Here is a 24,420-nt window from a genome sequence, read left to right as displayed (position 1 = left end):
GACTAAGATATGAGGTCGGTCTTGTCAAGGACGAAGGCGCGCACGGCGTTGTTGGGGCAATTGGAAGAGGCCATGCGGCGGTCGTCCGCCCAGGGCGTGCTCTATGGCCAAACGGTTGCCAACGTTGCGGGAATTGCAAACTCCGACCTCGAATGCATGGACATCCTGTATCTCGAGGGACGCGTTACCGCGGGCCGGCTTGCCGAGGTCACCGGGCTGACGACGGGCGCGATCACCGGCGTGATTGACCGGCTCGAGAAGGCCGGGCTCGTGCGCCGCGAGCGGGACGAGAAAGACCGCCGCAAGGTCTTCATTTCCGTCGTGCCGGAGCAGGCGATGAAGATCGGCCAGCTCTACATGCCGATGCAGCAGGCAATGGAAAAGGTGTTTGGCGCCTATTCCGATGAGGAACTGCGTCTGCTGCTGCGCTTCGCGACCGAGGGCTACAGGGGCGTGCTGGCTGCGACCGCGGCACTGAAGGGCTTGATCGATACGCCGCCGGAGAAGCGTCCCGAGCTCAAACTGAAGAAGCTTCGTCGCGAGATTTGACTTTGTAGATCTGCGCGGCCGCGATCATGCCCCACATCGCGCCCAGCATCATCCAGAAGTGGCGCCAGTGGTCGGTGTCGATCACAAAACTCTCGCCGACGGTCCCGATGAAGGCGGAGAACACCGCCAGATAAGCGCGCTGCCAGGGCAGGCGGACGAAGATGTGCCGGAAGCCCATGATCACGGTGGTGAAGACCAGCGCGGGATAGCACATGCCGGAGAGCCAGCCGCCGGACATGAAGGCGTTGAGATAGGAGTTGTGAGTGTCTTCGGGGAAGAACCGGTGGAATTGCAGGGGCCCGATGCCGAACGGCAGGTCGAGCGCCATTTCCGCACCCAGGATGTGCCGGCCGAAACGGCCGAAGCGGCCTTCGTCATAGCTCTGGTCGAAGCTCGCGCGCTGCTTGAACATCTCGGCGGTGGCGTCGAATGACAGCAGCACTGCGATCAGTGCGAGGCCCAGCACCGCGGCGACGATCGCCATGACGATGATGCGCGAGCGCTGCGCGTTGGTGCGGCTGGTCAGCACCATCAGCGCCAGCATGAAGGCCGAGGTCAGCACCAGCCCGCCCCAGGCGGCGCGGGAGAAGGCGAGCAAGATTGCCAGCGACATGATGCCGAACGCGAAGACGTTGCGGAATGCCTTGCGGAACTTGTCCAGGACCACGCTCTGGAGCGCGAACAGCGCCGGCAGGATCAGGAAGGCGCCGAGCACGTTCGGGTCCTTGAACGTGCCGCGCGCGCGCTCGTAGAGCGTCAGGAGATCGTGACCGCCGGGAACGAGGTTGAAATAGCCTGCGATAGCCGAGAGCGAGGCAATCATCGCGCCGACCACGAGGCCGCGGCGGAGCATGTCGAGCCGGGCCGCGGTGTCCTCAGACGTGACCATCGCGAAGAACATGACAGTGACCGCCATGTACCAGGATGTCGCGATCCAGCTCACCACCTCGGATTGCTCGAACAAGGGGATCGCGCTGACGGTGTAGCCGACATTGAGCAGCACCAGCATCAGGATCAGCGGCATCAGCACGAGCCGCAGGCGCAGGCCGGTGGCGAAGAAGGTGACGGTGGCGAGCAGCGTCACGATCTCGTAGGGGCTGGGCTCGATGAAGACGATGGCGCCGGAGGCGCCGACCAGCCACACCAGCGCGCGCTGGAGGGCCAGCACGCCGGGCGCAGCGCGAACCGCTGCATTCATCTCCCCGGCTGTCGCCGCATACGCCATCACACGCTCACGCTTTTACTCAACTCGCACGCCACGACTTCCACTGTCATGCCCCGCGGAGGCGGGGCATCCAGTACGCCGAGCCATTCGTGGCAGTTTCCGCTGCCGGCGATTACTGGATCGCCCGGTCAAGCCGGGCGATGACAGCGGGGCTCGGGCACAACAGATCTCAATACGCGTTCTCGTTCTTGGTCAGCAGCGCGACCGGCGTTTTCAGGAGAATGACGAGGTCGAACAGTACCGACCAGTTCTCGATGTAATAGAGGTCGAACTCGACGCGCTTCTGGATCTTCTCTTGGTTGTCGATCTCGCCGCGCCAGCCGTTGATCTGGGCCCAGCCGGTGATGCCGGGCTTGACGCGGTGGCGGGCGAAATAGCCGTCGACGGCTTCGTCGAACAGGCGGCTCTGAAGCTTGCCCTGCACCGCATGAGGACGCGGGCCGACCAGGGAGAGATTGCCGGAGAACACCACGTTGAACAGTTGCGGCAGCTCGTCGAGGCTGGTCTTGCGGATGAAGCGGCCGACACGGGTGACGCGCGGATCGTTCTTGGTCACGACCTTCGACGCCGTCGGGTCGGCCTGGTGGTGATGCATTGAGCGGAATTTGTAGACGTCGATGCGCTCGTTGTTGAAGCCGAAGCGCTTTTGGCGGAACAGCACGGGGCCGGGGCTGTCGAGCTTCACCGCCAGCGCCACCAGTCCCATCACCGGCAGAGCTGCGAGCAGCGCGACGCTGCCGACGACGCGGTCGAACAGCCATTTCATCACCAGATCCCAATCGGTGATCGGGGCCTCGAACACGTCGAGCGTCGGCACTTCGCCGAGATAGGAATAGGAGCGGGGACGGAAACGCAGCTTGTTAGTGTGGGCGGAGAGGCGGATGTCGACCGGCAGCACCCAGAGCTTCTTCAGCATTTCCAGGATGCGCGTTTCCGCCGAGATCGGCAGCGCGAACAGCACGAGATCGACGCGGGTGCGGCGGGCGAACTCGACGATGTCGTCGACCTTGCCGAGCTTGCGCGCCCCGGCGCAGGTGTCGAGCGCGCGGCTGTCGTTGCGGTCGTCGAACACGCCGAGCACGTGAATGTCGGAATCCTCCTGCGCGTTCAGCGCCTCGACCAGCTGCTCGCCGTTGCTGTCGGAGCCGACGATGATGGTGCGGCGGTCGAGCCGGCCCTCGCGCGCCCAGCCGCGCACCAGCGAGCGCAGCACCAGCCGCTCGATAATGAGCGCGGCGAGTCCCAGGAAGTAGAAGGCGGCAAGCCACAGCCGCGACATTTCGCTGCCGAACTTGGCGAAGAAGGAGATGCCGATGAACAGCAGGAAGACGAACGACCAGGATGAGATCATCCGCGTCATCTGCCGCAGCTGACCGCGGAACAATTGCACCTGATAGATGTCGGCGGCCTGAAAGCAGACGACGGCGGCGATCGCGACGGCGACGATCTCTGCCGGATAATCCCAGCTGAAGCCGGAGAGCGGCATGACGTAGCCGACATAGACCACGACACCGACAAAGCTCAGCAGCACGAAATCGGCCGTGCGCACGATGCCGGTGATGACGATCGGCGAATAGGCGCGGGCGACCTTCTGGTTGACGACTTCGAGCGCGGCCGGCGTCAGGCGGCGGCGACGCTCCACAAAGGGCTGGTCAGCGGGCTTCGCTGCGGCGGTCGTCGCGGCATCGAGCATCGAGCGTGCGTTGAGCGGTTCCACGGGCGTCCACGTCCATTCCAAAAACCCGCAGGACGCGACTTTGCGCCCCGGGCGAGCATCCCCTGGCACCTGGATTATCGGATAAATCGGAAGATTCTCTAAAGCGGGCCTTAAGGATGGTTAGTGATTGGTAAATGCATCGCGGTAGCCCGCGAGCACGCCGTCAACCATCGCGGCTTGCGAGAAATGCGCGGAGATGCGCTCGCGCAAGACGACGGCGCGCTGCGCGGTCCCTTGCGGATCGTCGAGCGCGGCGGCAATCGCCTCCGCCATCGCCTCGGCGTTGCTCGCCGCGAACAGCGCCGGGCTTTCGGGCCCGAAAATTTCGGGGATGCCGCCGACGCGGGCCCCGATCATGGGAATGCCGGCGGCTCCCGCCTCGATCACGACATAGGGCATGGAATCGCCGCGCGAGGGCACGACGAGCAGTTTGCCCTTGGAGAAGCCGTAGCGCGCCTTGACGTGGCCGATGAAGCGGATCGCGCCGGAGAGGCCGAGCCTCTCGACCTGCGCCTTCAGCGCCGCCGTCTCCTCGCCATCGCCGCCGAGCGTGAGCGTGACCTTCTTACCCCCCTCGTGCAGCCGCGCGACTGCGTCGACCAGCAGATCCGCACCCTTGATGTGCCTGAACTCGCCGACATAGGCGAGGTCGGTGGCATCCTCGGTGATGACAACGGGCTCGAATTCCCCCGGTGTCACGCCGTTGAACACGCAATGCACCACGCCCTTGGGCGTGCCGACGATGCGCTGATAGGTATTGCGGGCAAACGCGCTCTCGAACAGGAACAGATCCGTCGCGTCCATCAGCGTGCGCTCGAGCCGCGCGTAAAACTCGCCCTTCAACGTGTTGAGCGGATAATGCAGCGAGCCGCCATGCGGCGTGTAGATACGGATGGTGTCGTCCGAGCGACGGCGCATCCGGACGAAGGCGCCGGCCTTGGCGCCGTGGCCGTGCATGACATCGGGCTTGAGCTCGCTGATCAGGCGTCGCATCCGCAGCCACACCAGGACATCGTCAGGGGACGGTTCACGGCGGATCGCGATCCTGTGGACACCGAGCTTCAGCCGTGGCGCGAGTTCGGCCAGCGCCTTGTCCGCGCGCTCGCCGCCGGTGAGACTGTCGGCGAGGATCCCGACATGATGGCCGCGATCGACCTGGCCGTTGGCGAGGTCGAGGATGTGGCGGATGATGCCGCCCACGGGAGCGCGCACGGCGTGCAGGATGCGAAGCGGCTGGTCGGGAGAGGGGGGCATGATCAAAACCAGCGCTCGACGGCGAATGCCGAACAATTCTCGAAATATCGAGATGGATTAAGAGCCCTCGTGGTTAACAAAAGGTGACGAGCGCGCGTGTGCCGTTCGCGGGACATTGCGATTAACCCAGCAGCAACCTTAATGGAGTGTAATCGCCCCGGTTGAGGTAGAGTCGCAGCATTGCCCTGCGGGAGTGTTCGATGCGTTTAGCGTTCTGGCGTGCCGGCAAGGACAAGGCTGTGGTCGAGCGGGCTATTGCGAAGCCCAAAACCAAGCCGAGGGTTGAAGCAAGGCCTGCGTCTGTTGTCGCGAAGCAGGCACAAGTCGAAGCCGGCGACATCGATCTGCATGCGCTTGGTTCTGCGCTCGCGCGCAAGCGTGGCTGGATCATCGTGCCGACGGTGCTTGCGCTCGTCGCCTCCATCGCAATCGTCAATCTCATCACGCCGCGCTACAAATCGGAATCGCGCATCCTGATCGACGGTCGCGAGAACGTGTTCCTGCGTCCCAGCAGCGACCGCAGCACCGAGGAGCGGCAGGCGCTCGATGCCGAGGCCGTCACCAGCCAGGTGCAGCTCGTGCTGTCGCGCGATCTCGCGCGCGAGATCATCAGGAAGAACAAGCTTGCGGAACGCCCTGAATTCGATCCGGTGCTGCAAGGCATTTCGCCGCTGAAGTCGCTTGCGGCGCTGGTCGGAATCGGCCGTGACCCGTTCTCGATGACGCCGGAAGAGCGCGTGCTCGATGCCTATTACGACCGGCTTCAGGCCTTCGCCGTCGACAAGTCGCGCGTGATCGTGGTCGAGTTCCAGTCCGCCGATCCCGATCTTGCCGCGCGCGTCGCCAATTCGATCGCCGACGGCTATCTCGTGCTCCAGCAGAATGCGCGCCAGGACCAGGCGCGCAATGCCAGCCAGTGGCTCTCGGGCGAGATCGAAAGCCTGCGCAAGAAGGTCTCCGACGCGGAAGCCAAGGTCGAGGACTTCCGTTCCAAATCGTCGCTCTTCGTCGGCACCAACAACACCACGCTGTCGAACCAGCAGATGGGCGAGGTCAACACCCAGCTCAACAACGCGCGCTCGATGAGGGCGGATGCGGAATCCAGGGCCCGGCTGATCAAGGAGATGCTCCAGAGCGGCAAGCCGATCGAAGCATCCGAAGTGGTGAATTCCGAACTGATGCGACGACTGTCCGAGCAGCGGGTCACGCTACGTGCGCAGCTCGCCGAACAATCATCCACGCTGCTCGGCAATCACCCGCGGATCAAGGAGCTGAAGGCCCAGCTCGGCGACCTCGATGGTCAAATTCGCGACGAAGCGGCGAAGATCTCGCGCTCGCTCGAAAGCGATGCGCGGATCGCCGCCGGCAGGGTCGACGGCCTGACCGCGAGCCTCGAGCAACTCAAGAAGCAGGCGACCTCGACCAACGGCCAAGACGTGCAACTCCGCGCGCTCGAGCGTGAGGCGAAGGCGCAGCGCGATCTGCTGGAGACGTATCTTGGCAAGTACCGCGAGGCCAGCACCCGCGAGAGCATCGACACCGCACCCACCGAGGGCCGCATCATCTCGCGCGCCATCGTCTCGAATATGCCGGCCTATCCGAAGAAGCTGCCGATCGTACTGATCGCGACGATCGCGACGCTGCTGCTCTCGTCAGGCGTCGTCGTCACCGGCGAGCTGCTGCGCCAGACCGCGCCGCGCGCTGTGGCCGTCTTGACGCCGTCGCGGACGGCGGTCAGGCATGAACCGGAGGTCGATCCGATCGTCGAGCCGGTGATCAGCGATCCCGCGCCGCTTCAGCCGGATATCGCGGCCGATGCCGACGTCACCGAATTCGCCGAGATCGAGCGTCTCGCTGACAGCCTGCGCGCCGCGGGAGCGGCGGCGAAGAAGGTCACGGTGCTCGGCACCGCCTCGGGTGAGGCCATCACGCTGTCGGCGTTGACACTGGCCCGCCACCTCGCGCGCGATGCGCGCGTGGTCGTGGTTGATCTCGCCGCGTCCTCGCCGACGATTGCCGCGGTGTCCGTCGATGCCTCCGGGCCCGGCCTTGCCGAACTGATGCAGGGGCAGGCCTCCTTCGCGCAGATCATCACAAGGGATAAGCTGTCGCGGCTGCATCTGGTCATGGCCGGTCGTCCCGGCTTCGACCGCAGCCTCCTGCAGTCGCCGCGCGTGACGCTCGCGATCGACGCGCTGCTCCGCGCCTACGACCACGTGCTGCTGGACGCCGGCAGCGCTTCGGACCTGCCGGCAGAACTGCTGACGGCGAATGCCCGCGCCGTCGTGGTGCCCGATGCGTCGATGGAGCCCGATGCGCGCACGCTGATGTGCGAGCAGCTCAGTGCCGTCGGCTTCAGTGAGGTGACGATGCTGAGCAAGCCGGTGCAGGCGTCGAATGGGGCAGAGACGCTGCGCGTGGTGGCGGCATAAGTTCTTTTTCCCTCCCACAAGGGGAGAAGGAAAACACTGTGCGAGTGGCCAGTTCTTATCCGAACGCCTGCCGCAGCCTGCGCGCCAGGTCGAACAGCATCTGGTTCTGCTTCACCAGCCGCTTGCCGTGGCTGAGCGAGGACATCGCCATCGCCGCAAGCTTTCCGCGCGAGGTCAGCGGAACAAAGCTGTCAAAGATGTCCTCGTCGTCCTTGCAGAACATCCGCTTGTACTCATCCGAGCCGATGCCGAGGTCGAGCGAGCGGTAGCCGCGCTCGGCGTAGCGATCGATGATATAGCGCATCAGGATCAGGCCGGGGCTGTAGCGGGCGTGCTCGGACATCGTGTAGGTGTTGAACATCATCGAGAAGCGCTGGCCGTCGGCGACGCCGGCGAAGATCGCGATCACCTCCTCGTCGCATTCGAGCGCGTGGACGTCGATGACGCGGCCTTCGCCCCGCGGCGACAGGCAGGCGCTGCGGATGAACTGCTCGACGCCCGGTTCGGCGAAGACGTTCGGCAGTTTCTGTTCGGCCATCCGCGCCGGCTTGATGCGGAAGAACCAGTCGAGCAGGCGGGTGATGTCCGCGTCCGTGGTGGCGAGGTGGTAGCGATAGCCGGCGAGCGCCTGGAGCTTCTTTTCCTTGCTCTTGAGGCGGCGGCGGAAGGAATTGCTGATCCGCGATGCGGGCGGACCGCCGGGCTCCATCACCAGCAGCGGACAGCCGTTGATCGCGCTCTGGCGCGGGAGAGCCGCGAACGGGTTCTGCTGATCGTTCCAGCGCAAGGGCTGCTGCGTCAGCGAGAGCACGTCGGCATGTTCGCGCAGCGGCGCAAGCAATGCGTCGAGATCTGCCGCACCGAGCTGTGCCGCGAACTCGGCGTTCCACAGGCCCATGTTGAAGGTCGTGTGCTTGCCGCCCATGAAGCAGGCCGTGCGCACCCCATGGGCTTGGCGGAGCGAGAGCGGGAGCAGCAGCAGCGGCCTGTGCTCGGCGTCGCGGGCGATCACGATGAAAGGGCGCGCGCCCTCGCAGCCGCCGACCAGCTGTTGCCAGGGGCTGAGCAGGTCGAAGCGCTGATACGGCGTCGAGAGGTGGCCGGGCTCCTCGAAAGCGCGCCAGACCGCCTCGACCTCGCTGGGGTCCCGGACGATATCGACATGCGCGATCCGGCTCGCTTTTGACCGCGCGGGCGATTCTGCCGTCCGGCTTTGCATCGCCGCAGCCATGGTCATTCGCGAAACCTGTCGAGAAAACGAAAAATACGTATTTCGGCCTGTGGCCGACCTTTGCAAAGAAATGTCAACAAAGGGTAATGACTATAGGCAAGTACTTGAGCAAGGGAAGAGACCGCCGGCGAGCGCGAAGGTGGGATATTGGTATCCGACGACAGATGGCTGGAACGGCTGCGCCTTGAGCTGACCTGGTTCACTGGTCAGGCCGCGCTGCGCAGCCGTGGGGCCGGCGCCATATTGCGTTTTGCCCATGTGCGGCCGCGACGGCGCGGCGCGTTTCAGCCGCTGCGCGAGCACGAGATCACCCCGCAATTCCTCGACCGCGCCATTCGGGCGCTGAAGCGCTGGAAGTACGACATCATCGGCATGGACGAGGTCTGCCGGCGCGCGGTGACGCTGCCGGAGACGCGGCGCTTCGTGGCGCTCACCTTCGACGGTGCGAACAAGGACCTCATCAGCTTCGCCTATCCGGTGCTGGCCCGCCATGCGGTACCCTTCACGATCTATGTGCCCACCGCGTTTCCCGACGGCGTTGGCGATGCCTGGTGGCTCGGGCTCGAGCAGGTGATCGCGCGCGAGAGCCGCATCAGCCTGATGATGGGCGAGAAGGAGCAGCGCTTCACCGTCACTGATCATGCCGAGAAGCAGGCGCTGTTCGCGTTCGTCGAGACCTGGCTGCGCTCGCTGTCGCCGGCGGATCTGTCGGCGGCGATCGCCGATCTCTGCACGCGCTACCGCGTCGATCTTGCCGCGCTCTCGCGCGAGGCCTCGATGAACTGGGAGGATCTGGCGAAGCTCGCGGCCGATCCGCTCGTCACGATCGGCAGTGCGACCGTGAACTATCCGGTTCTCGCCAACATGAAGGACGCGGCCGCGCTGCGCGAAATGACCATGGGCAAGGCGGTGGCGGAATCGGCGTTCCACCGCCAGATCAGGCATCTCGCCTTTCCGTTCGGCGATCGCTCGTCCTTTCGGCGCAACCACGTCGTGATGGTTGAGGAGGCCGGCTTTGCCAGCGCGGTGTCGACCATCCCGGGCATCGTGGACGCGGAAGGGCGCACCAATCTGCGTGCGCTGCCGCGGATTTCCTGGGACGGGCGCGTGCGCTCGCTGCGCATGTTGCGCGTGCTGGTCTCGGGTGTGGCCTTTGCGCCGGTGAAACCGACGGGTGGCGCTACGAGCTAGATTTGACGCGATCGGGCCGCTGCATCCAGCTCACGATCGGCATCGCCGGCAAGACCCAGCCCATGCCGACGACCACGTAATAGATCGCCTGCCGCCAGCCGGACTCGGCGATCCAGGGCATCTGCGCGGCCGCCATGCCGAGCAGGGCCCAGACGGTGCAAAGCACCAGGAGCAGGATGGCGCCGAGGAACTTGCGGGTGCGGATCGTCATGGCGGAATATCGAGGCTTTCGCGTAACTTGCGCTGCGGAAGCGGGGGACTATAAGGGGCACGCAGTCCGGTTCAAGCCCCTGGTTTCGCCCCGAATGACGCCAATTTCCGCACCGATCAAGCCGCATCGCGCCGTGCGCTGGTGGCTGATTTCCGTGGCCGCTTTGATCGCTCTGATGGTGCTGGTCGGCGGCGCGACCCGGCTGACGGAATCCGGCCTTTCGATCGTCGAGTGGAAGCCGGTCACGGGCAGCGTTCCGCCGCTGTCGGAGGCGGCGTGGACCGAAGCGTTCGAAGCCTACAAGCGGATCCCGCAATATCGCGAACTCAATACCGGGATGTCGCTCTCCGAGTTCAAGGAGATTTTCTGGTGGGAGTGGAGCCACCGGCTGCTCGGCCGGTTCATCGGCGTCGCCTATTTGCTTCCGTTCCTGTTCTTCCTGTGGCGCGGTGGACTGTCGGGTGAGCTGAAGCGGCGGCTGTGGCTGCTGTTCGGGCTCGGCGGCCTCCAGGGCGCGGTCGGCTGGTGGATGGTGGCCTCGGGCCTGACGGAGCGCGTCGAGGTCTCGCAGTATCGACTGGCGACGCATCTGGTGCTTGCACTGTTGATCTTCGCCGGCATCGTCTGGACGGTGCGGCGGCTCGCCGAGTGGCCGCAGATCGCTAGCCCAGCACGGCTGCGCTTCACCAGCGCGCTGCTGCTCGTGGTGACGTTCGTGCAGATCTATTTCGGTGCGCTGGTCGCGGGTCTGCGCGCCGGGCGCGCCTATAACACCTGGCCGCAGATCGACGGCGCGTTCATTCCCTCGGGCGAGCGGCTGTGGTTCGAGACGCCGTGGTGGCGCAACATGTTCGACAACGTGCTGACGGTGCAGTTCGAGCACCGCATGACGGCCTATGCGCTGTTCGCGCTGGCGGCGCTGCATGCGTTCGACGCGGTGCGTTCGCGGGCGGGTTCCGCTGCGAGCGGTGCGCTGTGGCTGTTCGCGGCGGTGAGCCTGCAGGCGGTGCTCGGCATCCTCACGCTGCTCAATCAGGTGCCGATCGACCTTGCGCTGTCGCACCAGGCGGTGGCGATCGCAGTGCTCACGCTTGCGGTGATGCAGGTGGAACGGCTTGCCTCACGGCAGCCTGCCGAGGCGCAGCCGCGCGCGGTTCCGCTTGGTCAGGCCGGCTGATCAGATCAGCAATAGCCGTAGATGCCGCACGAGTAGGGCAGGCGCCAGAAATAATCGACCTGCTTCCCGCCGTAATACGAGCCCTGATAATCGTAATCCCACGGACGGCCGTAATAGCCCGGCAGCGTATGGGCGCCCGGCAGCAGCGGCGTACCCGGCAGGTTGCGGACGTAGCTGCCGATGCCATAGGCCGGCGAGATCAACGCATCCGGATCGGTCTCGACATAGACTTTTGGCGGCTCTTGCTGCGGCGCCACGGCCCGCCGCTTCGGCGTGGCCGGCAGATCGGCGGCAACGGCAGCGGACACCGTCAGCATCGCCGCAAGGGCAGGCACCATCCAGCGCAGCATCGTCGGCTCCGAATCAAAGGGGCGATCCAGTGACGATGTATGCGGCAGATATGGTTAATGACTGTTAACCGGGGCGCATTTTCTGCGCCCCGGAACGATCAGGCGACTAAGCGCCCAGCGCCTGCTCCAGATCGGCGATCAAGTCTTCCTTGTCCTCGATGCCGATCGAGAGCCTGACCACGTCGGGGCCGGCGCCGGACTTCACCTTCGCGGCGTCATCGAGCTGGCTGTGCGTGGTCGAGGCGGGGTGAATGACGAGCGAGCGGGTGTCGCCGACATTGGCCAGATGCGAGAACAGCTGCAGTTTCGACACCAGGCTGACGCCTGCGTCATAACCGCCCTTCAGGCCGAAGGTGAACACGGCGCCCGCACCCTTCGGCGCGTATTTGCGTGCGAGCTGGTTGTACTTGTCGCTCGCCAGGCCCGCGTAGCTGACCGAGGCCACCGCCGGATGGCCGGCGAGGAATTCGGCGACCGCTTTCGCGTTGTCGCAGTGCTTCTGCATGCGTAGCGGCAGCGTCTCGATGCCGGTGAGGATCATGAAGGCATTGAACGGCGACAGCGCGGGCCCGAGGTCGCGCAGGCCGAGCACGCGGCAGGCAATCGCGAAGGCGAAATTGCCAAAGGTCTCCTGCAGGCGGATGCCGTGATATTCCGGCCGCGGCTCCGACAGCATCGGATATTTGCCGCCGGTGGACCAATCAAACGTGCCGGCATCGACGATGATGCCGCCAAGCGAATTGCCGTGGCCGCCGAGAAACTTCGTCAGCGAGTGCACGACGATGTCGGCGCCGTGATCGATCGGGCGGATCAGATAGGGCGAGGCCAGCGTGTTGTCGACGATCAGCGGCACGCCCGCCTTGCGCGCCACCGTCGAGATCGCCTCGATGTCGGTGATGCTGCCGCCGGGATTGGCGATGGATTCGATGAAGATCGCCTTCGTGCGCGGCGTCACCGCGCGCTCGAAGCTTGCGATGTCATCGGGGTCGGCCCACACCACGTTCCAGCCAAAGCTCTTGAACGCGTGCGTGAACTGGTTGATCGAGCCGCCATAGAGTTTTCGCGCGGCGATGAACTCGTCGCCCGGCTGGAGCAATTGCTGCAACACCACGACCTGCGCGGCATGACCCGAGGCGACCGCAAGCGCGGCCGTGCCGCCTTCGAGCGCGGCGACGCGCTCTTCAAGCACCGCATTGGTGGGATTGCCGATGCGGGTGTAGATGTTGCCGAACGCCTGCAGGCCGAACAGCGATGCCGCATGGTCGGCGTCGTTGAAGACGAACGATGTCGTTTGATAAATCGGGGTCGCGCGCGCACCGGTGGTGGGATCGGGCTGTGCACCGGCATGCACGGCGAGGGTTGAAAATCCCGGAAGGCGATCGCTCATTGGGGCGTCCTATTTCTTGTGGCTTGAAATCGCGCGGCATGCTGATCGGCGTCACGGCTGCCGTCAAGCCGCCGCTTCACATCGAAATGATCTTGCTACGCATTGTCGCGTTCGCGAAATGAATGCTTCGCGATTGCGTCAGCTTTGCTCGGTCTTGTTTTTCGCAGCGCGGTCAGAGGCCGCGGTATCGCCGCCGCCGACGCTCATTCGATTGAGGGATAGACGCATGCCTTGCGTCGGTGCCGGCGCGCGCTTGGAACTCAATGTGCGCGAATTCACGCCCATCCAGGAGATCTCGGACGACAAACGGCCATATTCGATCTTGGGGCAGCGGTTCATCACGACCTTGATACCGACCGATTCCGCTTTCAGGGCTGCCGCGTCGTCACGTCCACCAAGCTGCATCCAGATCACCTTCGGCAGCGGATCGAGCGTCAACGCTTCCTCGACCACGGGCATGATGTGGCTGGAATTGCGGAAAATATCGATCATGTCGATCGGGCGGCCGATGTCGGACAGCGAGGCGATAAAGGGTTTGCCGAGCAGCTCCTTGCCGACATGGCCGGGATTGACCGGGATCATGTCGTAGCCGCGCTGCGCCAGGTACTTGAACGCAAAATAACTCGGCCGCACGTTGACCGGCGAGGCCCCGACCATCGCGATCGACTTCACGCTGTTGAGGATGGCGCGGATGTAATTGTCGGGATAGGCGTCGTGGTTCATGTGTCGTCTTTTCTTGTTGACGAAATTACTCATCCCGCCATGTCGGCTGTCGCTTTTCGATGAAGGCGCCGATGCCTTCCTCGGCGTCGCGCGCCATCATGTTCTCTGTCATCACCTCTGCCGCATAGCGATAGGCGTCGGCAAGGCTCATCTCGGCCTGGCGGTAGAACGCCTCCTTGCCGAGTTTGACGGTGTAGGCTGATTTCAGCGCGACCTGTTCGGCGAGCGCAATCGCCGCGTCGCGCTCGGTGCCGGCGGCGACGACGCGGTTGATCAGCCCGATCTCGCGGGCGCGTGCGGCCGTGACAGGTTCGCCCGTGAGCAACATCTCCATCGCCTGCTTGCGCGGGACGTTGCGCGACAGCGCCACCATCGGCGTCGAGCAGAACAGGCCGATGTCGACGCCGGGCGTGGCAAAGCTCGCCGCTTCCGAGGCAATCGCGAGATCGCAGCTCGCGACGAGCTGGCAGCCTGCGGCGGTCGCGATGCCCTGGACGGCAGCGACCACTGGCTTGGGCAGATGCACGATCGCCTGCATCATCGCGCTGCAGGCGGTCATCATCTCGGCGAAGAAGGCACGGCCGCGATCCTGGTCGGCGCGACGCGCGGTCAGCTCCTTCATGTCGTGGCCGGCGGAGAAGGCGGGACCGTTGGCTGCGATCACGACGCCGCGGATCGCCTTGTCGTCGCGGATAGCATTGAGCTCCGCATGCAGGCCGGCGATCATGGCTTCCGACAGGCTGTTGCGGGCGGCCGGGCGGTTCAGCGTCAGGACCGCGATGGAGCCGACCATTTCGCGCAGCAGAATTGGCGGTTGCGGGGAGGGGGCGCGGGCGGCCTGGGCGGACATCGAAGCGTTTCCGATTGTATTATTGCGTTTGGATGACGCAGATAACTTAATGTAACAGGGGATGTGAAGCGAGGGTGAGGCGAAGCATGGCGTTAGCGAAAATGAGCGTGGCGGAGGTCGAGCAGTTTCTTCGCAACGAGTTTCCCCAGGCCTTCAGCGGCGACGACATTACGATCGAAAGCGCGGACGGCCAGACTTGCCTTTTGCGCCAGCGCTACAGCGAACGGATGCTGCGACCGGGCGGAACCGTGTCCGGTCCGACGCTGATGACGCTGGCCGATTTCGCGATGTATGTGGTGCTGCTGTCCGCAATCGGGCCGATCGGGCTCGCGGTCACCACCAACCTCAACATTAATTTCCTGCGCAAGGGCCAGCCGGGGCAGGACGTGCTGGCGGAGGCGCGGCTTCTCAAGCTCGGCAAGCGCCTGGCGGTTGGGGAGGTGAAGCTCTTGTCCGGCAGCTCGCCCGATCCGATCGCTCATGTCACCTCGACTTATTCCATTCCAAATGTTTGAGCTTTTTGCAGGTAATATAGCACCATAATTTTAAGTCATTGATTTTTATCGATTAATTTATGTCCTCGGGCATTGACCGTTGCGGGTCTCTTCTCTAGAAAACCGCTCAGTCCGGTGCGGTGTTCGCGCCGATGCTCCCCGTCCACGGAAACTCTGACATGAAAACCTTTTCGGCAAAGCCGGCTGAGGTGACGAAGAAGTGGGTGCTGATCGACGCCAAGGGTCTGGTCGTCGGCCGCCTCGCCACCATCGTCGCCATGCGCCTGCGCGGCAAGCACCTCCCAATCTACACCCCGCATGTTGATTGCGGCGACAACGTCATCATCATCAACGCGCAGCATGCGGTCCTCACCGGTCGCAAGCGCGAGCAGAAGACCTACTACAAGCACACCGGTTATGTCGGCCACATCAAGGAGCGCACCGCGCGCCAGATCCTTGAAGGTAAGCATCCCGAGCGCGTGCTGGAGAAGGCCGTCGAGCGCATGATCCCGCGTGGTCCGCTCGGTCGCGTGCAGATGGGCAACCTCCGTGTCTACGGCGGCGCCGATCATCCGCACGAGGCTCAGACGCCCGAGAAGCTCGACATCGCGAAGTTGAACCGCAAGAACACGAGGGCCGCATAATCATGGCCGAATCCATTCAGTCGCTCGACCAGCTTTCGCAGCTCAAGACGGCGGTCGCGCCCGACGCGCCCAAGCACGAGAAGAAGGTCGACAAGTTCAACCGCGCCTACGCCACCGGCAAGCGCAAGGACGCGGTCGCCCGCGTCTGGATCAAGCCGGGCGCCGGCAAGGTCACCGTCAACGCGCGCGAGGTCGAGGTCTATTTCGCCCGTCCGGTGCTGCGCATGATGATCGAGCAGCCGTTCTCGGTGGCCGCCCGTTCCGGCCAGTACGACGTGATCTGCACCGTCGCCGGCGGCGGTCTGTCCGGTCAGGCTGGCGCTGTTCGTCATGGTATCTCCAAGGCGCTCACCTATTTCGAGCCCGAGCTGCGTACCGTGCTCAAGAAGGGCGGCTTCCTGACCCGCGACTCCCGCGTGGTCGAGCGCAAGAAGTACGGCAAGGCCAAGGCCCGCCGGTCCTTCCAGTTCTCGAAGCGTTAATCGCTTCGGTCACATTCGCCGCGAAAGCGGCTTCAATGAGATGCAAAAGGGCGCTGATTTCAGCGCCCTTTTTGTCGTTCGTTTGTGTGCAAATTGAAGACGAGTTTCCCGAAAACTTGCTCTTGCATGAAAACCTGAATGGAACTTGGCGGACATAGCGTCGCATCTGGAAGGGCGCGCAAATCGGATGTGCCGGTCGCGTAACTGCTATTTTCTTAGAGGGGGCCGACATGATGTCGCTCGATAGCATCACGCTCTATTTGGTTGCCACCATGGTTGCCGCACTGCTCGGCGCCATGATGGTGTTCTTTGGCAGGCAGGAGAACAGTCCCGCGCTGAAATGGTGGGGCACCGCGTATCTCCTCGGCGCCGCTTCTGTTGCGTTGTGGACTGCGGCCGGCGACAAGCTCGGTCCGCATCTTTACCTTGCGCTGAACGCGGTCGGCTTCGTCGCCTGCGGCATGGTGTGGAATGCGGCACGCGTCTTCCATGGCCGCAAGCCGAACTGGCCGGGCCTCCTCGTCGGCGCGCTCGCCTGGGCTGCGGCCGCCACGCTGCTTGATCCCACGGCGTCCATGCTGCGCATGATCGTCGGCGCCGGCATCGTTTCGGTCTATGCGGCGCTCACCGCGAGCGAGCTCTGGGTCGAACGGCGCAAGAGCCTGCAACGGCGCTGGCCGGCCTTCGTCGTGCCGGTGATGCACGGCTGCGTCTTGATGCTGCCGATCCTGCTCGGCAGCTTCCTGCGCCCGCATGATGCCGGTTTCGCCACGAGCATCTGGGTCACGGTGTTCGCGGTCGAGCTGGTGCTCTATGCCGTCGGCACCGTGTTCGTGATCTTCATGCTGGTATCCGAGCGCACGGTGACCGCGCACCGGACCGCCGCGTCGACCGATCCCCTGACCGGCATGCTCAACCGCCGCGGTTTCTCGGAAGCCTGCGGCCGCGTGATCGAGCGCGAGGCCAAGGCCGGGCGTCCCGTCACCGTGATGATCTTCGACATCGACCATTTCAAGTCGATCAACGATCGCTTCGGCCATCCCGCCGGCGACGAGATGCTGAAACTGTTCTCGACCGTCGTTGTCAGTAATCTGCGCATGACCGACATGTCGGGCCGGATTGGCGGCGAGGAGTTCGCGGCGCTCTTGCCGTGCTCGCTGGAGGAAGGCGTGCTGGTTGCCGAGCGCGTGCGCGAGGCTTTCGAGACCTCCGGCGTCGTGGTCGATGAAGGCCCGGTCGACACCACCGTCAGCATCGGCGTCGCCGGCGGTCCGGCCGGTACCGAGCTCGAGGTGTTGCTGGCTTCGGCCGACACCGCGCTCTACCAGGCGAAGCGCGGCGGCCGTAACCGCGTCGAGGCGGCGGAGGAGCTGCCGTTGTCGCTGGAGAACTGGCGCCGCCAGAGCGCGGCGCGCATCGGTGTACCCAAGGGACAATCCAACACACAGCCGGCGACGGCCTGATACGCGGGGGCCTCGCGGTAATCTCCTGTTTACCGTTCGATCCCTACCATTGCGGTCATGGAATCGATCCGTCGACAGAACCCGCAGGCTGCCCTGATGTCGCTCGAAGCTCACGCTGCTTCGGCGCGTGGTGGCTTCGCCTGTCTGTTCTCGACCGCGGACGAGTACGAGACGGCGCTCATCGCCGAGCGCCGCGCCCAGGGGCGCTACACGCAGAGCCGCAGCTATTGGCCGATCGCGCTGTTTCTCGCTTGCTTGCTCGTCGTTACCGGGACCGTGCTGCTGTTGGCCTGATAGCGGCGCATTTTCGGCCGGGCAGGGCGCCGTTTCGGCGCCTTTTTCTTTGCTCGCGGCTGCGGTAGACACGCCCATCGAATAAAAATGGGTGGAAACCGATGATCACCGAGATCGCGCAAATCGACGTCAAGCCGGGCAGCGAGAAGGACTTTGAGGCCGCCGTCGCCAAGGCCAAGGCCGCCTTCGGCCGCTCCAAGGGCTTTCACAGTTTTGAGCTGCACAAGTCAATCGAGAAGCCGCAGCGTTACCGGCTGATGGTGAAATGGGCGACGCTGGAAAACCACACGGTGGATTTCCGTGGCTCCGAGAATTTCACCGAATGGCGCGGCCTCGTCGGCCAGTATTTTGCGTCGCCGCCCGAGGTCGAGCACACCGAGACCGTGCTGACGACCTGATCCACTTCACGACGCCTTACGCCGCCTCCGCCAGAGGCGGCGCCTCATACGTCTTGAAATGGTCGATCATGACCTTGGCGATGGCGACGAGGGGCAGCGCCAGCGCGAGGCCCCAGATTCCGAACACGACGCCGAGCAGTATCTGGAACGCGAACAGCGTGGCCGGCGGGATGTCGAGCGCCTGCCGCTGCAGGATCGGCGTCAGCACGTAGCTCTCCATGGCGTGGACGCCCATGAAGAGGATGAAGGCCGACAGCGCCGGGATCCAGCCTGAGGCGAGGCTGGCCAGCACCACGACCACGCCGGCGATGATGGCGCCGACGGTCGGGATGAAGGCGAGCAGGCCGGCCTGAATCCCCAGGATGAACGAGCCGGGAATGCCGATGATGGCGAGCCCGATCCAGGTCACGATTCCGACCGCGATCATCACCACGATCTGCGCGATCAGCCAGCGCTCCAGCGTCTCGCCGATGTGGTCGATGATCAGGGCTACGCGGGTGCGATGCTTCGCCGGCGCAAGGAATAACAAGCCATCGTGATAGACGCTGGGCTGCGCTGCGAAGGCGAGCCCCAGAAACAGCACGATGAAGATGTTACCGACGGCGCTGATCGCGCCGAACAGCAGCTTAAAGGTCTGGCTCACGATCGCCCCGCCGCTCGAGGCGAGCGCGCCGGCACCGCTCGGTAATCCATGCGGGGCGGAACTCGGGGCGGGTGTCGATGCCGCGTCAGTGGAGGCGGCTGGCGCGGCACTGCCGAGATCGAACACGCTGGTGTCGATGCCGTGGTTGTCGAGGAAGGACTTCACGTTGGTGATCTGCGACTTGATGGTCTTGCTCAGCACCGAGGCCTGATCGGCGATGGTGGCGCCGCCGAGATAGCCCACGCCCGCGAGCAGCACTGCAAGCACGGCGCAGACGATCGCGAGCCGCACCGTATGGGGCAGATTCACGCGCCGCCCGAGCGCATTGGTCAGCGCATTGAGACCGACGCCGAGCAGCATGCCGGTGAAGATCAGCAGCACCGTGGCGGCGAAATACCAGGTGAAAACGAGCGCGGCCGTGAACAGCACGACGCCGATGCCGCCGACCGAGATCGCCCAGGCAAGATCGTTGCGGGTCCGGGGCCGTTCATCTCTGGAAATGCTCACATCGGGTCCTTTTTCGGTGGCGGCGGGCCGGGCACTCTTTCGACAAACGCGCTTCCGATCAAGGCCGCGTCAACGCGCTGGTTTGACGCTGCCGCGCGAACGGTGCAGAGCGGTGATGAAAGAACAGGTGGGGGGCGCTTGAGTTTCATCGGCAAATGGGCGGGTCTGCTCGGGCTGCTGGCCGTGCTCGTGATCGGCGACCAGATCCGGGTCAACCGGCCCGGCCACAAATTTCGCCTCACGGTCGAGGTAACGACGCCTGACGGGATCAAGCGCGCATCAGGCATTCTGGCCGTCGTGCCCGACCGCAACTACAACCGCGGCGGCCGCACCACGATGCGCGGCGAGGCGGTGTTCGTCGACCTCGGCCAGGGAAAGAACCTGGTGGTATTGCTGGCGCATCAGCAGGGCGAAAAGCTCGACCTCGACGACATCAACTACGTCGCGCTCCGCGCCTATGGCGCCGCGCACGGCAACCGCGTCTCGTTCAGTGATATCAACCGGCAGACCGGCATTGTCCCGCTGCAGGGGGATTTGATCCCTGTGCTCGTGAGCTTTGGCGATCCCAAGGACCCTCGCACCGCGCGCCTTGTCGCCCCTGACCATGCGGAAGCGGTTCTGGGCGAGGGCTATGCCATCCGCGGCCTCACCGCCGAGGTGGTGCCCAACGGGTTCTGGCCGATCGATTTCGGCGGTGTGCTCGGGGAGCCCGTCACGCGCGGAATCGTGGCAAAACTGCCCTGGCTGGCTGCGCCGGGCGAGGCGGCGGCAACCGCACTGAAGGCCGCAAGCCTGCCTGTCGGGGGCGGGATTGAGGCCCGGGATGCATTTGCGCGAAAATAGCATTGCCGTCCCGCGATCCCTTCTGTTGAATTTGTTCCATCCCAAGGGCATGTTTGGAGAATCTTTTTCGGCGAGAGGTCGGAACGGGAGATGAGAAAGCCGGTCGTCGGCGTGATCGGGAATGCCCACCGCGTCGAGAATCGATTTCAGGTCCAGATGGTCGGCGAGCGAAACCTGCGCGCCGTCGCCGAGGTGTCCGGCGGCCTGCCTGTGATGTTCGCTGGAGCGCCTGATATCACTGATATCGGTGCGCTGCTCGACGTGGTCGACGGGATCGTGCTCACCGGCGCCCGTGCCAATGTGCATCCCACCCGTTTCAACGTCGATCCATGCGAGGCGCACGAGCCCTACGACATCCACCGCGACGAGGTCGCGCTGGCGCTCTCGGTCGCCTGCGTCGCCCGCGGCATTCCGCTGTTCGGCATCTGCCGCGGCCTCCAGGAGATGAACGTTGCTTTCGGCGGCTCGCTGCATCCCGAGATCCGCGAAATCCCGGGCCGCATGAATCACCGCATGCCCCGCCTCGAGAACGGCGAGATCCATCCCGACCCGACAGTGGTGTTCGCCGACCGTCACGACGTCGACCTGACGCCGGGGGGCGCGTTCGCAAGACTGCTCGGCTGCGAGAAGATCAGGGTCAATTCGCTGCACGGCCAGGGCATCTTGGACCCCGGCAAGCGCGTGCTGATCGAAGGCATCGCCGAGGACGGCACCATCGAGGCGATCCGCATCGCGGAAGCCCCGACCTTCGCGCTCGGCGTACAGTGGCACGCCGAATACGACCCGCAACGCAATCCCATCAACCGGAAGCTGTTCGAGGCTTTTGGCGAGGCGATGGTCGAACGGCAGAAGGCAGCGGCGTAGCGCGGCCGGCTCCGAGCGCAGCGACGCAATCCAGAATCCCTCCGCGGAAAGACGCTGGATTGCTTCGCTGCGCTCGCAATGACGAGGCCGAGGCTACTCTTCTGCGATCCAAATTCCCGCGTCGCTCAAAGCGTTGAAAATGCGCTCGATATGTTCGGGCTCTATCCCGTTGCCGCACAGTTCATTCAATTCGTCGAAGGTGATCTTGCCCTCTCGTTCACCGATTTCGATGGCCCGTCGAATGATCTCCGGTACGCTCATGTTCTCTCCTGGGGCGGCCTCTACTCTATGGCGAGAGAGTCGGGTTCCCGAGAGGGATGCCTCTAGCGCTTGCCTTGGCCCCACAGCCGGCGCGGCGCTCCGCTCTGTTACGCCGCCCGCTCCATCCGTCGCGCGCGATAGGCTTGCGGCGACATCAGGGTGAGCTTGCGGAACGCCTTGCGGAAGCTGCTCTCGTCTTCGTAGCCGGCAGCGCGCGCGATGGTCTTGACCGGCTGGGTCGTCGTCTCCAGCAACGTGCGCGCATGCTCGACGCGGCGGCGCATGATGAAGGCTTGCGGCGGCTCGTGCGTGAGCTCCTGGAACTTGCGGTTCAGCGTGCGCTCGCTGAGGCCGAGCGCGCTTGCAAGGCGCTTGACCGTCATCGGGCTCTTGCCGGTGCGGCGAACCAATAGGTCTGCCTTGGTCAGCATCGGGTCCTGCGAGAGCAGATATCCGACCGGCATGAAGATCGATTGGGTGCGCTGCGCGGTATCGATGACGACATAGTCCGCGCAGAGTTTCGCGATCGCCTTGCCGTCGACCATCTCGATCAGGCGGAGCAGGAGGTCGACCCACGACATCGGTCCGGCCGCGCAGACGATGCGGTCGGCCACGGTGACGACGGCGTCGCCGGCAAGGTCGACGGTGGGGTGACGCTGCCGCAGCTCGCCTTGCAGCCACCAGGTAATGGTGGCGCGGCGGTTGTCGAGCAGGCCGGCGCCGGCAAGCAGGAACACGCCGCTGCAAAATGCGCCGATCAGCCGGCCGTTCGCATGCTGCTGCCGCAGCCAGGCGCCGGCGCGCGCATATTGCGGTTGCAGCCGCTCGGCCGTGACGTGATCGACGAGGTTGCCGGGGACGAGGATCGCATCGAAACTGGCGCGCTTGCCGATCGCGCCATCGACCGCGACCATCTGGCCGCCGCCGGCGCGCACCACCTTGCCGTCGAGCGAGAGTGTCTGCCAGGTGAAGCGGGGTTTTGCGCCGCTCTGCTGCATCACGTGATTGGCGATCGACAGCATGTCGGCGACGCCGGCGATCGCCGAGTGCATGCAACCTTCGAGCGCGAGAATTGCGAGCTTCATGGGACCTCCGGGCCGTCGCTTCGATCCTAGCTGATCGGCGCGGGATGCGCGTGGCGGAAATTGCCCGATCTCTGTCTTATCCGCCACTGCCTGACCGGGCTCGCCAGGTCCAAATTCGCTCCGTCGTCACACGACATCATTGGAGAGAGACATGCCTTACATCACCATTTCAACCGTCCGCGGCATTCTGGACGCCGCGCAGAAGAAGACGCTGCTCGAACGCGTCACCGACCTCGTGGTCGAGGTCGAAGGGCACGGCAGCCCGGAGTTTCGCAAAAATATCTGGGTCCGGATCGAGGAGCAGGAGCCCTCGCACTGGTCGCTCGGCGGCATGCAGCCGACCAGCGAGATCATCGCGAGTACATTCGGAGCGATCGGAGCCGATGGGGTGCGGGTCGCAAGGCCGAAGGCGTAGAGCGGCAGCATGGGTCGACCCTTGCGAAACCCGTCCTGCGAACCGCGCTCGCAATATCCCGAACGGAATAAACCAATCGGCAAGAATTGGTGCGTGCCGGTTTTCGCGATTCCGATTCGTTCTTTGAGAACGAAGTGGAGTCAGATGCAGAACGAAAGTTGATGGCTTTCAATCTTCGCATCCTGCGCCCAAAACAAAAAGGCGCCCCGAGGGGCGCCTTTCGTGTGTCGTGTCCTGTTCAGGCGGCTTAGCCCGAATAGTACATGTCGAACTCGACCGGATGCGGGGTCATTTCGAAGCGGGCGACTTCGGTCATCTTCAGCTCGATGTAAGCGTCGATGAAGTCGTCGTCGAACACGCCGCCGGCCTTGAGGAAGCCGCGGTCCTTGTCGAGGTTTTCCAGCGCCTCGCGGAGCGAGCCGCACACCGTCGGGATCTGCTTCAGCTCTTCCTTCGGCAGATCGTAGAGGTCCTTGTCCATCGCCGGACCCGGATCGATCTTGTTCTTGATGCCGTCGAGGCCGGCCATCAGCATCGAGGCGAAGCCGAGATAGGGATTGGCGAGCGGATCGGGGAAGCGGACCTCGACGCGCTTGGCCTTCGGGTTCGCCGTGTAGGGGATGCGGCAGGAGGCCGAGCGGTTGCGCGCGGAATAGGCGAGCAGCACGGGGGCCTCATAGCCCGGGACCAGACGCTTGTAGGAGTTGGTCGACGGGTTGGTGAAGGCGTTGATCGCCTTGGCGTGCTTGATGATGCCGCCGATATAGTGGAGGCAAGTCTCCGACAGGTCGGCGTATTTGTTGCCGGCGAACACCGGCTTGCCGTCCTTCCAGATCGACTGATGCACATGCATGCCCGAGCCGTTGTCGCCATAGACCGGCTTCGGCATGAAGGTGGCGGTCTTGCCGTAGATGTGCGCGACCTGGTGGATGCAGTATTTGTAGATCTGCATGTGGTCGGCCATCAGTGTCAGCGTGTCGAACTTCATGCCGAGCTCGTGCTGGGCGGAAGCGACTTCGTGATGGTGCTTCTCGACCTTGACGCCCATCTTGGCCATGGCGCCGAGCATTTCCGAGCGCATGTCCTGCACCGAGTCCTGCGGCGGGACCGGGAAGTAGCCACCCTTGGTGCGGACGCGGTGGCCGAGATTGCCGCCTTCATATTCGGTGTCGGAGTTGGTCGGCAGCTCCGAGGAATCGAGGCGGAAGCCGGTGTTGTAGGGGGTGGCGGAGAAGCGCACGTCGTCGAACACGAAGAACTCGGCTTCGGGGCCGACGAACACGCTGTCGCCCACGCCCATCGACTTCACCATGGCTTCCGCCTTCTTGGCGATGCCGCGGGGGTCGCGGTTGTAGGGCTCGCCGGTGGTCGGCTCGAGCACGTCGCAGGTGATGACCATGGTGGTCTCGGCGAAGAACGGATCGATCGTCGCGGTCACCGGGTCCGGCATCAGGCACATGTCGGACTCGTTGATCGCCTTCCAGCCGGCGATCGAGGAGCCGTCGAACATCGTGCCTTCGGCGAAGATATCTTCATCGATCATGCTGATGTCGAACGTCACATGCTGCCACTTGCCACGCGGATCGGTGAAGCGCAGGTCGACGTATTTGACGTCGTTGTCCTTGATCGATTTCAGGACGTCTTTGGCGGTCTTCATGCATACCCCTTTTGGCTCTGCGGGTCGGTTTCCAGGTGAGCAGGATTGTTCTCGCTTTTGGCGAGTTCGCGCA

At 64.3% G+C, this 24,420-nt stretch carries 26 protein-coding genes; 13 read left to right on the top strand and 13 right to left on the bottom strand.

Annotated elements, in window-relative coordinates:
• Positions 1-72: 72 nt before the first annotated feature.
• Complete coding sequence (locus IVB29_RS09890; protein WP_247503207.1) at positions 73-549, top strand: MarR family transcriptional regulator; 477 nt, start codon at positions 73-75, stop codon at positions 547-549.
• Here the strand turns inward: IVB29_RS09890 and IVB29_RS09885 are convergent.
• The 3 genes from IVB29_RS09885 to IVB29_RS09875 all read right to left on the bottom strand — a co-directional run bounded on the left by IVB29_RS09885 (position 518) and on the right by IVB29_RS09875 (position 4,745).
• Positions 518-1,774 (bottom strand): O-antigen ligase family protein, encoded by a 1,257-nt coding sequence (locus IVB29_RS09885; RefSeq protein WP_247503206.1) that lies wholly within the window; start codon positions 1,772-1,774, stop codon positions 518-520. The two genes, IVB29_RS09890 and IVB29_RS09885, sit on opposite strands and share 32 nt — an antisense overlap.
• 169 nt (positions 1,775-1,943) lie before the next feature.
• Positions 1,944-3,491: an undecaprenyl-phosphate glucose phosphotransferase gene (locus IVB29_RS09880; protein ID WP_247503205.1), complete on the bottom strand. Its 1,548-nt coding sequence runs from the start codon at positions 3,489-3,491 to the stop codon at positions 1,944-1,946.
• Between the two features lie 120 nt (positions 3,492-3,611).
• A complete protein-coding gene (locus IVB29_RS09875; protein ID WP_247503204.1) occupies positions 3,612-4,745 on the bottom strand; it encodes a glycosyltransferase family 4 protein in 1,134 nt (377 codons plus the stop codon).
• A gap of 200 nt (positions 4,746-4,945) precedes the next feature.
• Between IVB29_RS09875 and IVB29_RS09870 the strand changes: the two genes are divergently transcribed.
• Positions 4,946-7,177: an exopolysaccharide transport family protein gene (locus IVB29_RS09870; RefSeq protein ID WP_247503203.1), complete on the top strand. Its 2,232-nt coding sequence runs from the start codon at positions 4,946-4,948 to the stop codon at positions 7,175-7,177.
• Between the two features lie 55 nt (positions 7,178-7,232).
• Here IVB29_RS09870 and IVB29_RS09865 read toward each other — a convergent pair whose 3' ends face one another.
• Positions 7,233-8,414 (bottom strand): GNAT family N-acetyltransferase, encoded by a 1,182-nt coding sequence (locus IVB29_RS09865; protein WP_247503202.1) that lies wholly within the window; start codon positions 8,412-8,414, stop codon positions 7,233-7,235.
• A 141-nt stretch (positions 8,415-8,555) separates the two neighbouring features.
• Here IVB29_RS09865 and IVB29_RS09860 point away from each other — a divergent pair, with 141 nt between their 5' ends.
• Positions 8,556-9,599 (top strand): polysaccharide deacetylase family protein, encoded by a 1,044-nt coding sequence (locus tag IVB29_RS09860; RefSeq protein ID WP_247503201.1) that lies wholly within the window; start codon positions 8,556-8,558, stop codon positions 9,597-9,599.
• Here IVB29_RS09860 and IVB29_RS09855 read toward each other — a convergent pair.
• On the bottom strand, positions 9,589-9,810 hold the full coding sequence (locus IVB29_RS09855) for a DUF2842 domain-containing protein (RefSeq protein ID WP_247503200.1): 222 nt from the start codon (positions 9,808-9,810) through the stop codon (positions 9,589-9,591). The two genes, IVB29_RS09860 and IVB29_RS09855, sit on opposite strands and share 11 nt — an antisense overlap.
• Positions 9,811-9,904: 94 nt before the next feature.
• On the opposite strand from IVB29_RS09855, the gene IVB29_RS09850 reads away from it, so the two are divergent.
• A complete protein-coding gene (locus tag IVB29_RS09850; protein WP_247503199.1) occupies positions 9,905-10,987 on the top strand; it encodes a COX15/CtaA family protein in 1,083 nt (360 codons plus the stop codon).
• Between the two features lie 5 nt (positions 10,988-10,992).
• Here IVB29_RS09850 and IVB29_RS09845 read toward each other — a convergent pair whose 3' ends face one another.
• From IVB29_RS09845 to IVB29_RS09830, 4 genes are all read right to left on the bottom strand, one after another.
• Positions 10,993-11,337 carry a hypothetical protein gene (locus IVB29_RS09845; protein WP_247503198.1) on the bottom strand — a complete coding sequence of 115 codons (345 nt, stop codon included), beginning with the start codon at positions 11,335-11,337 and terminating at the stop codon, positions 10,993-10,995.
• Between the two features lie 106 nt (positions 11,338-11,443).
• Entirely contained in the window at positions 11,444-12,724 is a 1,281-nt protein-coding gene (locus IVB29_RS09840) for an O-acetylhomoserine aminocarboxypropyltransferase (protein ID WP_247503197.1), read from the bottom strand.
• Between the two features lie 138 nt (positions 12,725-12,862).
• Positions 12,863-13,447: a CoA-binding protein gene (locus IVB29_RS09835; protein ID WP_247503196.1), complete on the bottom strand. Its 585-nt coding sequence runs from the start codon at positions 13,445-13,447 to the stop codon at positions 12,863-12,865.
• 25 nt (positions 13,448-13,472) lie between these two features.
• Positions 13,473-14,297: an enoyl-CoA hydratase gene (locus tag IVB29_RS09830; protein WP_247503195.1), complete on the bottom strand. Its 825-nt coding sequence runs from the start codon at positions 14,295-14,297 to the stop codon at positions 13,473-13,475.
• 86 nt (positions 14,298-14,383) lie between these two features.
• On the opposite strand from IVB29_RS09830, the gene IVB29_RS09825 reads away from it, so the two are divergent.
• The 6 genes from IVB29_RS09825 (at position 14,384) to IVB29_RS09800 (ending at position 18,072) form a co-directional block, all read left to right on the top strand.
• The gene (locus IVB29_RS09825) at positions 14,384-14,812 is read left to right on the top strand and encodes a PaaI family thioesterase (RefSeq protein WP_247503194.1); all 429 of its coding nucleotides are present in this window, start codon (positions 14,384-14,386) and stop codon (positions 14,810-14,812) included.
• Between the two features lie 158 nt (positions 14,813-14,970).
• Positions 14,971-15,435 (top strand): 50S ribosomal protein L13, encoded by a 465-nt coding sequence (gene rplM, locus IVB29_RS09820; protein WP_247503193.1) that lies wholly within the window; start codon positions 14,971-14,973, stop codon positions 15,433-15,435.
• Between the two features lie 2 nt (positions 15,436-15,437).
• Positions 15,438-15,917, top strand: a complete 480-nt coding sequence (gene rpsI / locus IVB29_RS09815; protein ID WP_129272122.1) for a 30S ribosomal protein S9 — start codon at positions 15,438-15,440, stop codon at positions 15,915-15,917.
• 230 nt (positions 15,918-16,147) lie between these two features.
• A complete protein-coding gene (locus tag IVB29_RS09810; protein WP_247503192.1) occupies positions 16,148-17,380 on the top strand; it encodes a GGDEF domain-containing protein in 1,233 nt (410 codons plus the stop codon).
• Between the two features lie 57 nt (positions 17,381-17,437).
• A complete protein-coding gene (locus IVB29_RS09805; protein ID WP_247503191.1) occupies positions 17,438-17,674 on the top strand; it encodes a hypothetical protein in 237 nt (78 codons plus the stop codon).
• Between the two features lie 101 nt (positions 17,675-17,775).
• On the top strand, positions 17,776-18,072 hold the full coding sequence (locus IVB29_RS09800; RefSeq protein ID WP_027529922.1) for an antibiotic biosynthesis monooxygenase family protein: 297 nt from the start codon (positions 17,776-17,778) through the stop codon (positions 18,070-18,072).
• A gap of 16 nt (positions 18,073-18,088) precedes the next feature.
• On the opposite strand, the gene IVB29_RS09795 is transcribed toward IVB29_RS09800, so the two are convergent.
• Positions 18,089-19,222, bottom strand: coding sequence for an AI-2E family transporter (locus IVB29_RS09795; protein ID WP_247503190.1), 1,134 nt, complete (start codon positions 19,220-19,222; stop codon positions 18,089-18,091).
• A 138-nt stretch (positions 19,223-19,360) separates the two neighbouring features.
• Between IVB29_RS09795 and IVB29_RS09790 the strand changes: the two genes are divergently transcribed.
• Together IVB29_RS09790 and IVB29_RS09785 are read left to right on the top strand one after the other, a co-directional pair.
• The gene (locus IVB29_RS09790) at positions 19,361-20,065 is read left to right on the top strand and encodes a hypothetical protein (protein WP_247503189.1); all 705 of its coding nucleotides are present in this window, start codon (positions 19,361-19,363) and stop codon (positions 20,063-20,065) included.
• A gap of 90 nt (positions 20,066-20,155) precedes the next feature.
• A complete protein-coding gene (locus IVB29_RS09785) occupies positions 20,156-20,929 on the top strand; it encodes a gamma-glutamyl-gamma-aminobutyrate hydrolase family protein (RefSeq protein ID WP_247503188.1) in 774 nt (257 codons plus the stop codon).
• Positions 20,930-21,022: 93 nt separating this feature from the next.
• On the opposite strand, the gene IVB29_RS09780 is transcribed toward IVB29_RS09785, so the two are convergent.
• Both IVB29_RS09780 and IVB29_RS09775 read right to left on the bottom strand, forming a co-directional pair.
• On the bottom strand, positions 21,023-21,190 hold the full coding sequence (locus tag IVB29_RS09780; RefSeq protein ID WP_247503187.1) for an RNA polymerase sigma factor region1.1 domain-containing protein: 168 nt from the start codon (positions 21,188-21,190) through the stop codon (positions 21,023-21,025).
• A 107-nt stretch (positions 21,191-21,297) separates the two neighbouring features.
• Entirely contained in the window at positions 21,298-22,275 is a 978-nt protein-coding gene (locus IVB29_RS09775) for a helix-turn-helix domain-containing protein (RefSeq protein ID WP_247503186.1), read from the bottom strand.
• Between the two features lie 151 nt (positions 22,276-22,426).
• Here IVB29_RS09775 and IVB29_RS09770 point away from each other — a divergent pair, with 151 nt between their 5' ends.
• Positions 22,427-22,690 (top strand): tautomerase family protein, encoded by a 264-nt coding sequence (locus tag IVB29_RS09770; RefSeq protein ID WP_247503185.1) that lies wholly within the window; start codon positions 22,427-22,429, stop codon positions 22,688-22,690.
• Positions 22,691-22,937: 247 nt separating this feature from the next.
• On the opposite strand, the gene glnA is transcribed toward IVB29_RS09770, so the two are convergent.
• Positions 22,938-24,347 (bottom strand): type I glutamate--ammonia ligase, encoded by a 1,410-nt coding sequence (gene glnA, locus IVB29_RS09765; RefSeq protein ID WP_247503184.1) that lies wholly within the window; start codon positions 24,345-24,347, stop codon positions 22,938-22,940.
• Positions 24,348-24,420 lie beyond the last annotated feature (73 nt).

Origin of the sequence: Bradyrhizobium sp. 1 (assembly GCF_023073315.1) — a bacterium.
Taxonomy (GTDB): domain Bacteria; phylum Pseudomonadota; class Alphaproteobacteria; order Rhizobiales; family Xanthobacteraceae; genus Bradyrhizobium.
The sequence above is the reverse complement of the archived record's forward strand: the minus strand, read 5'-3'. Positions and strand labels throughout refer to the sequence as shown.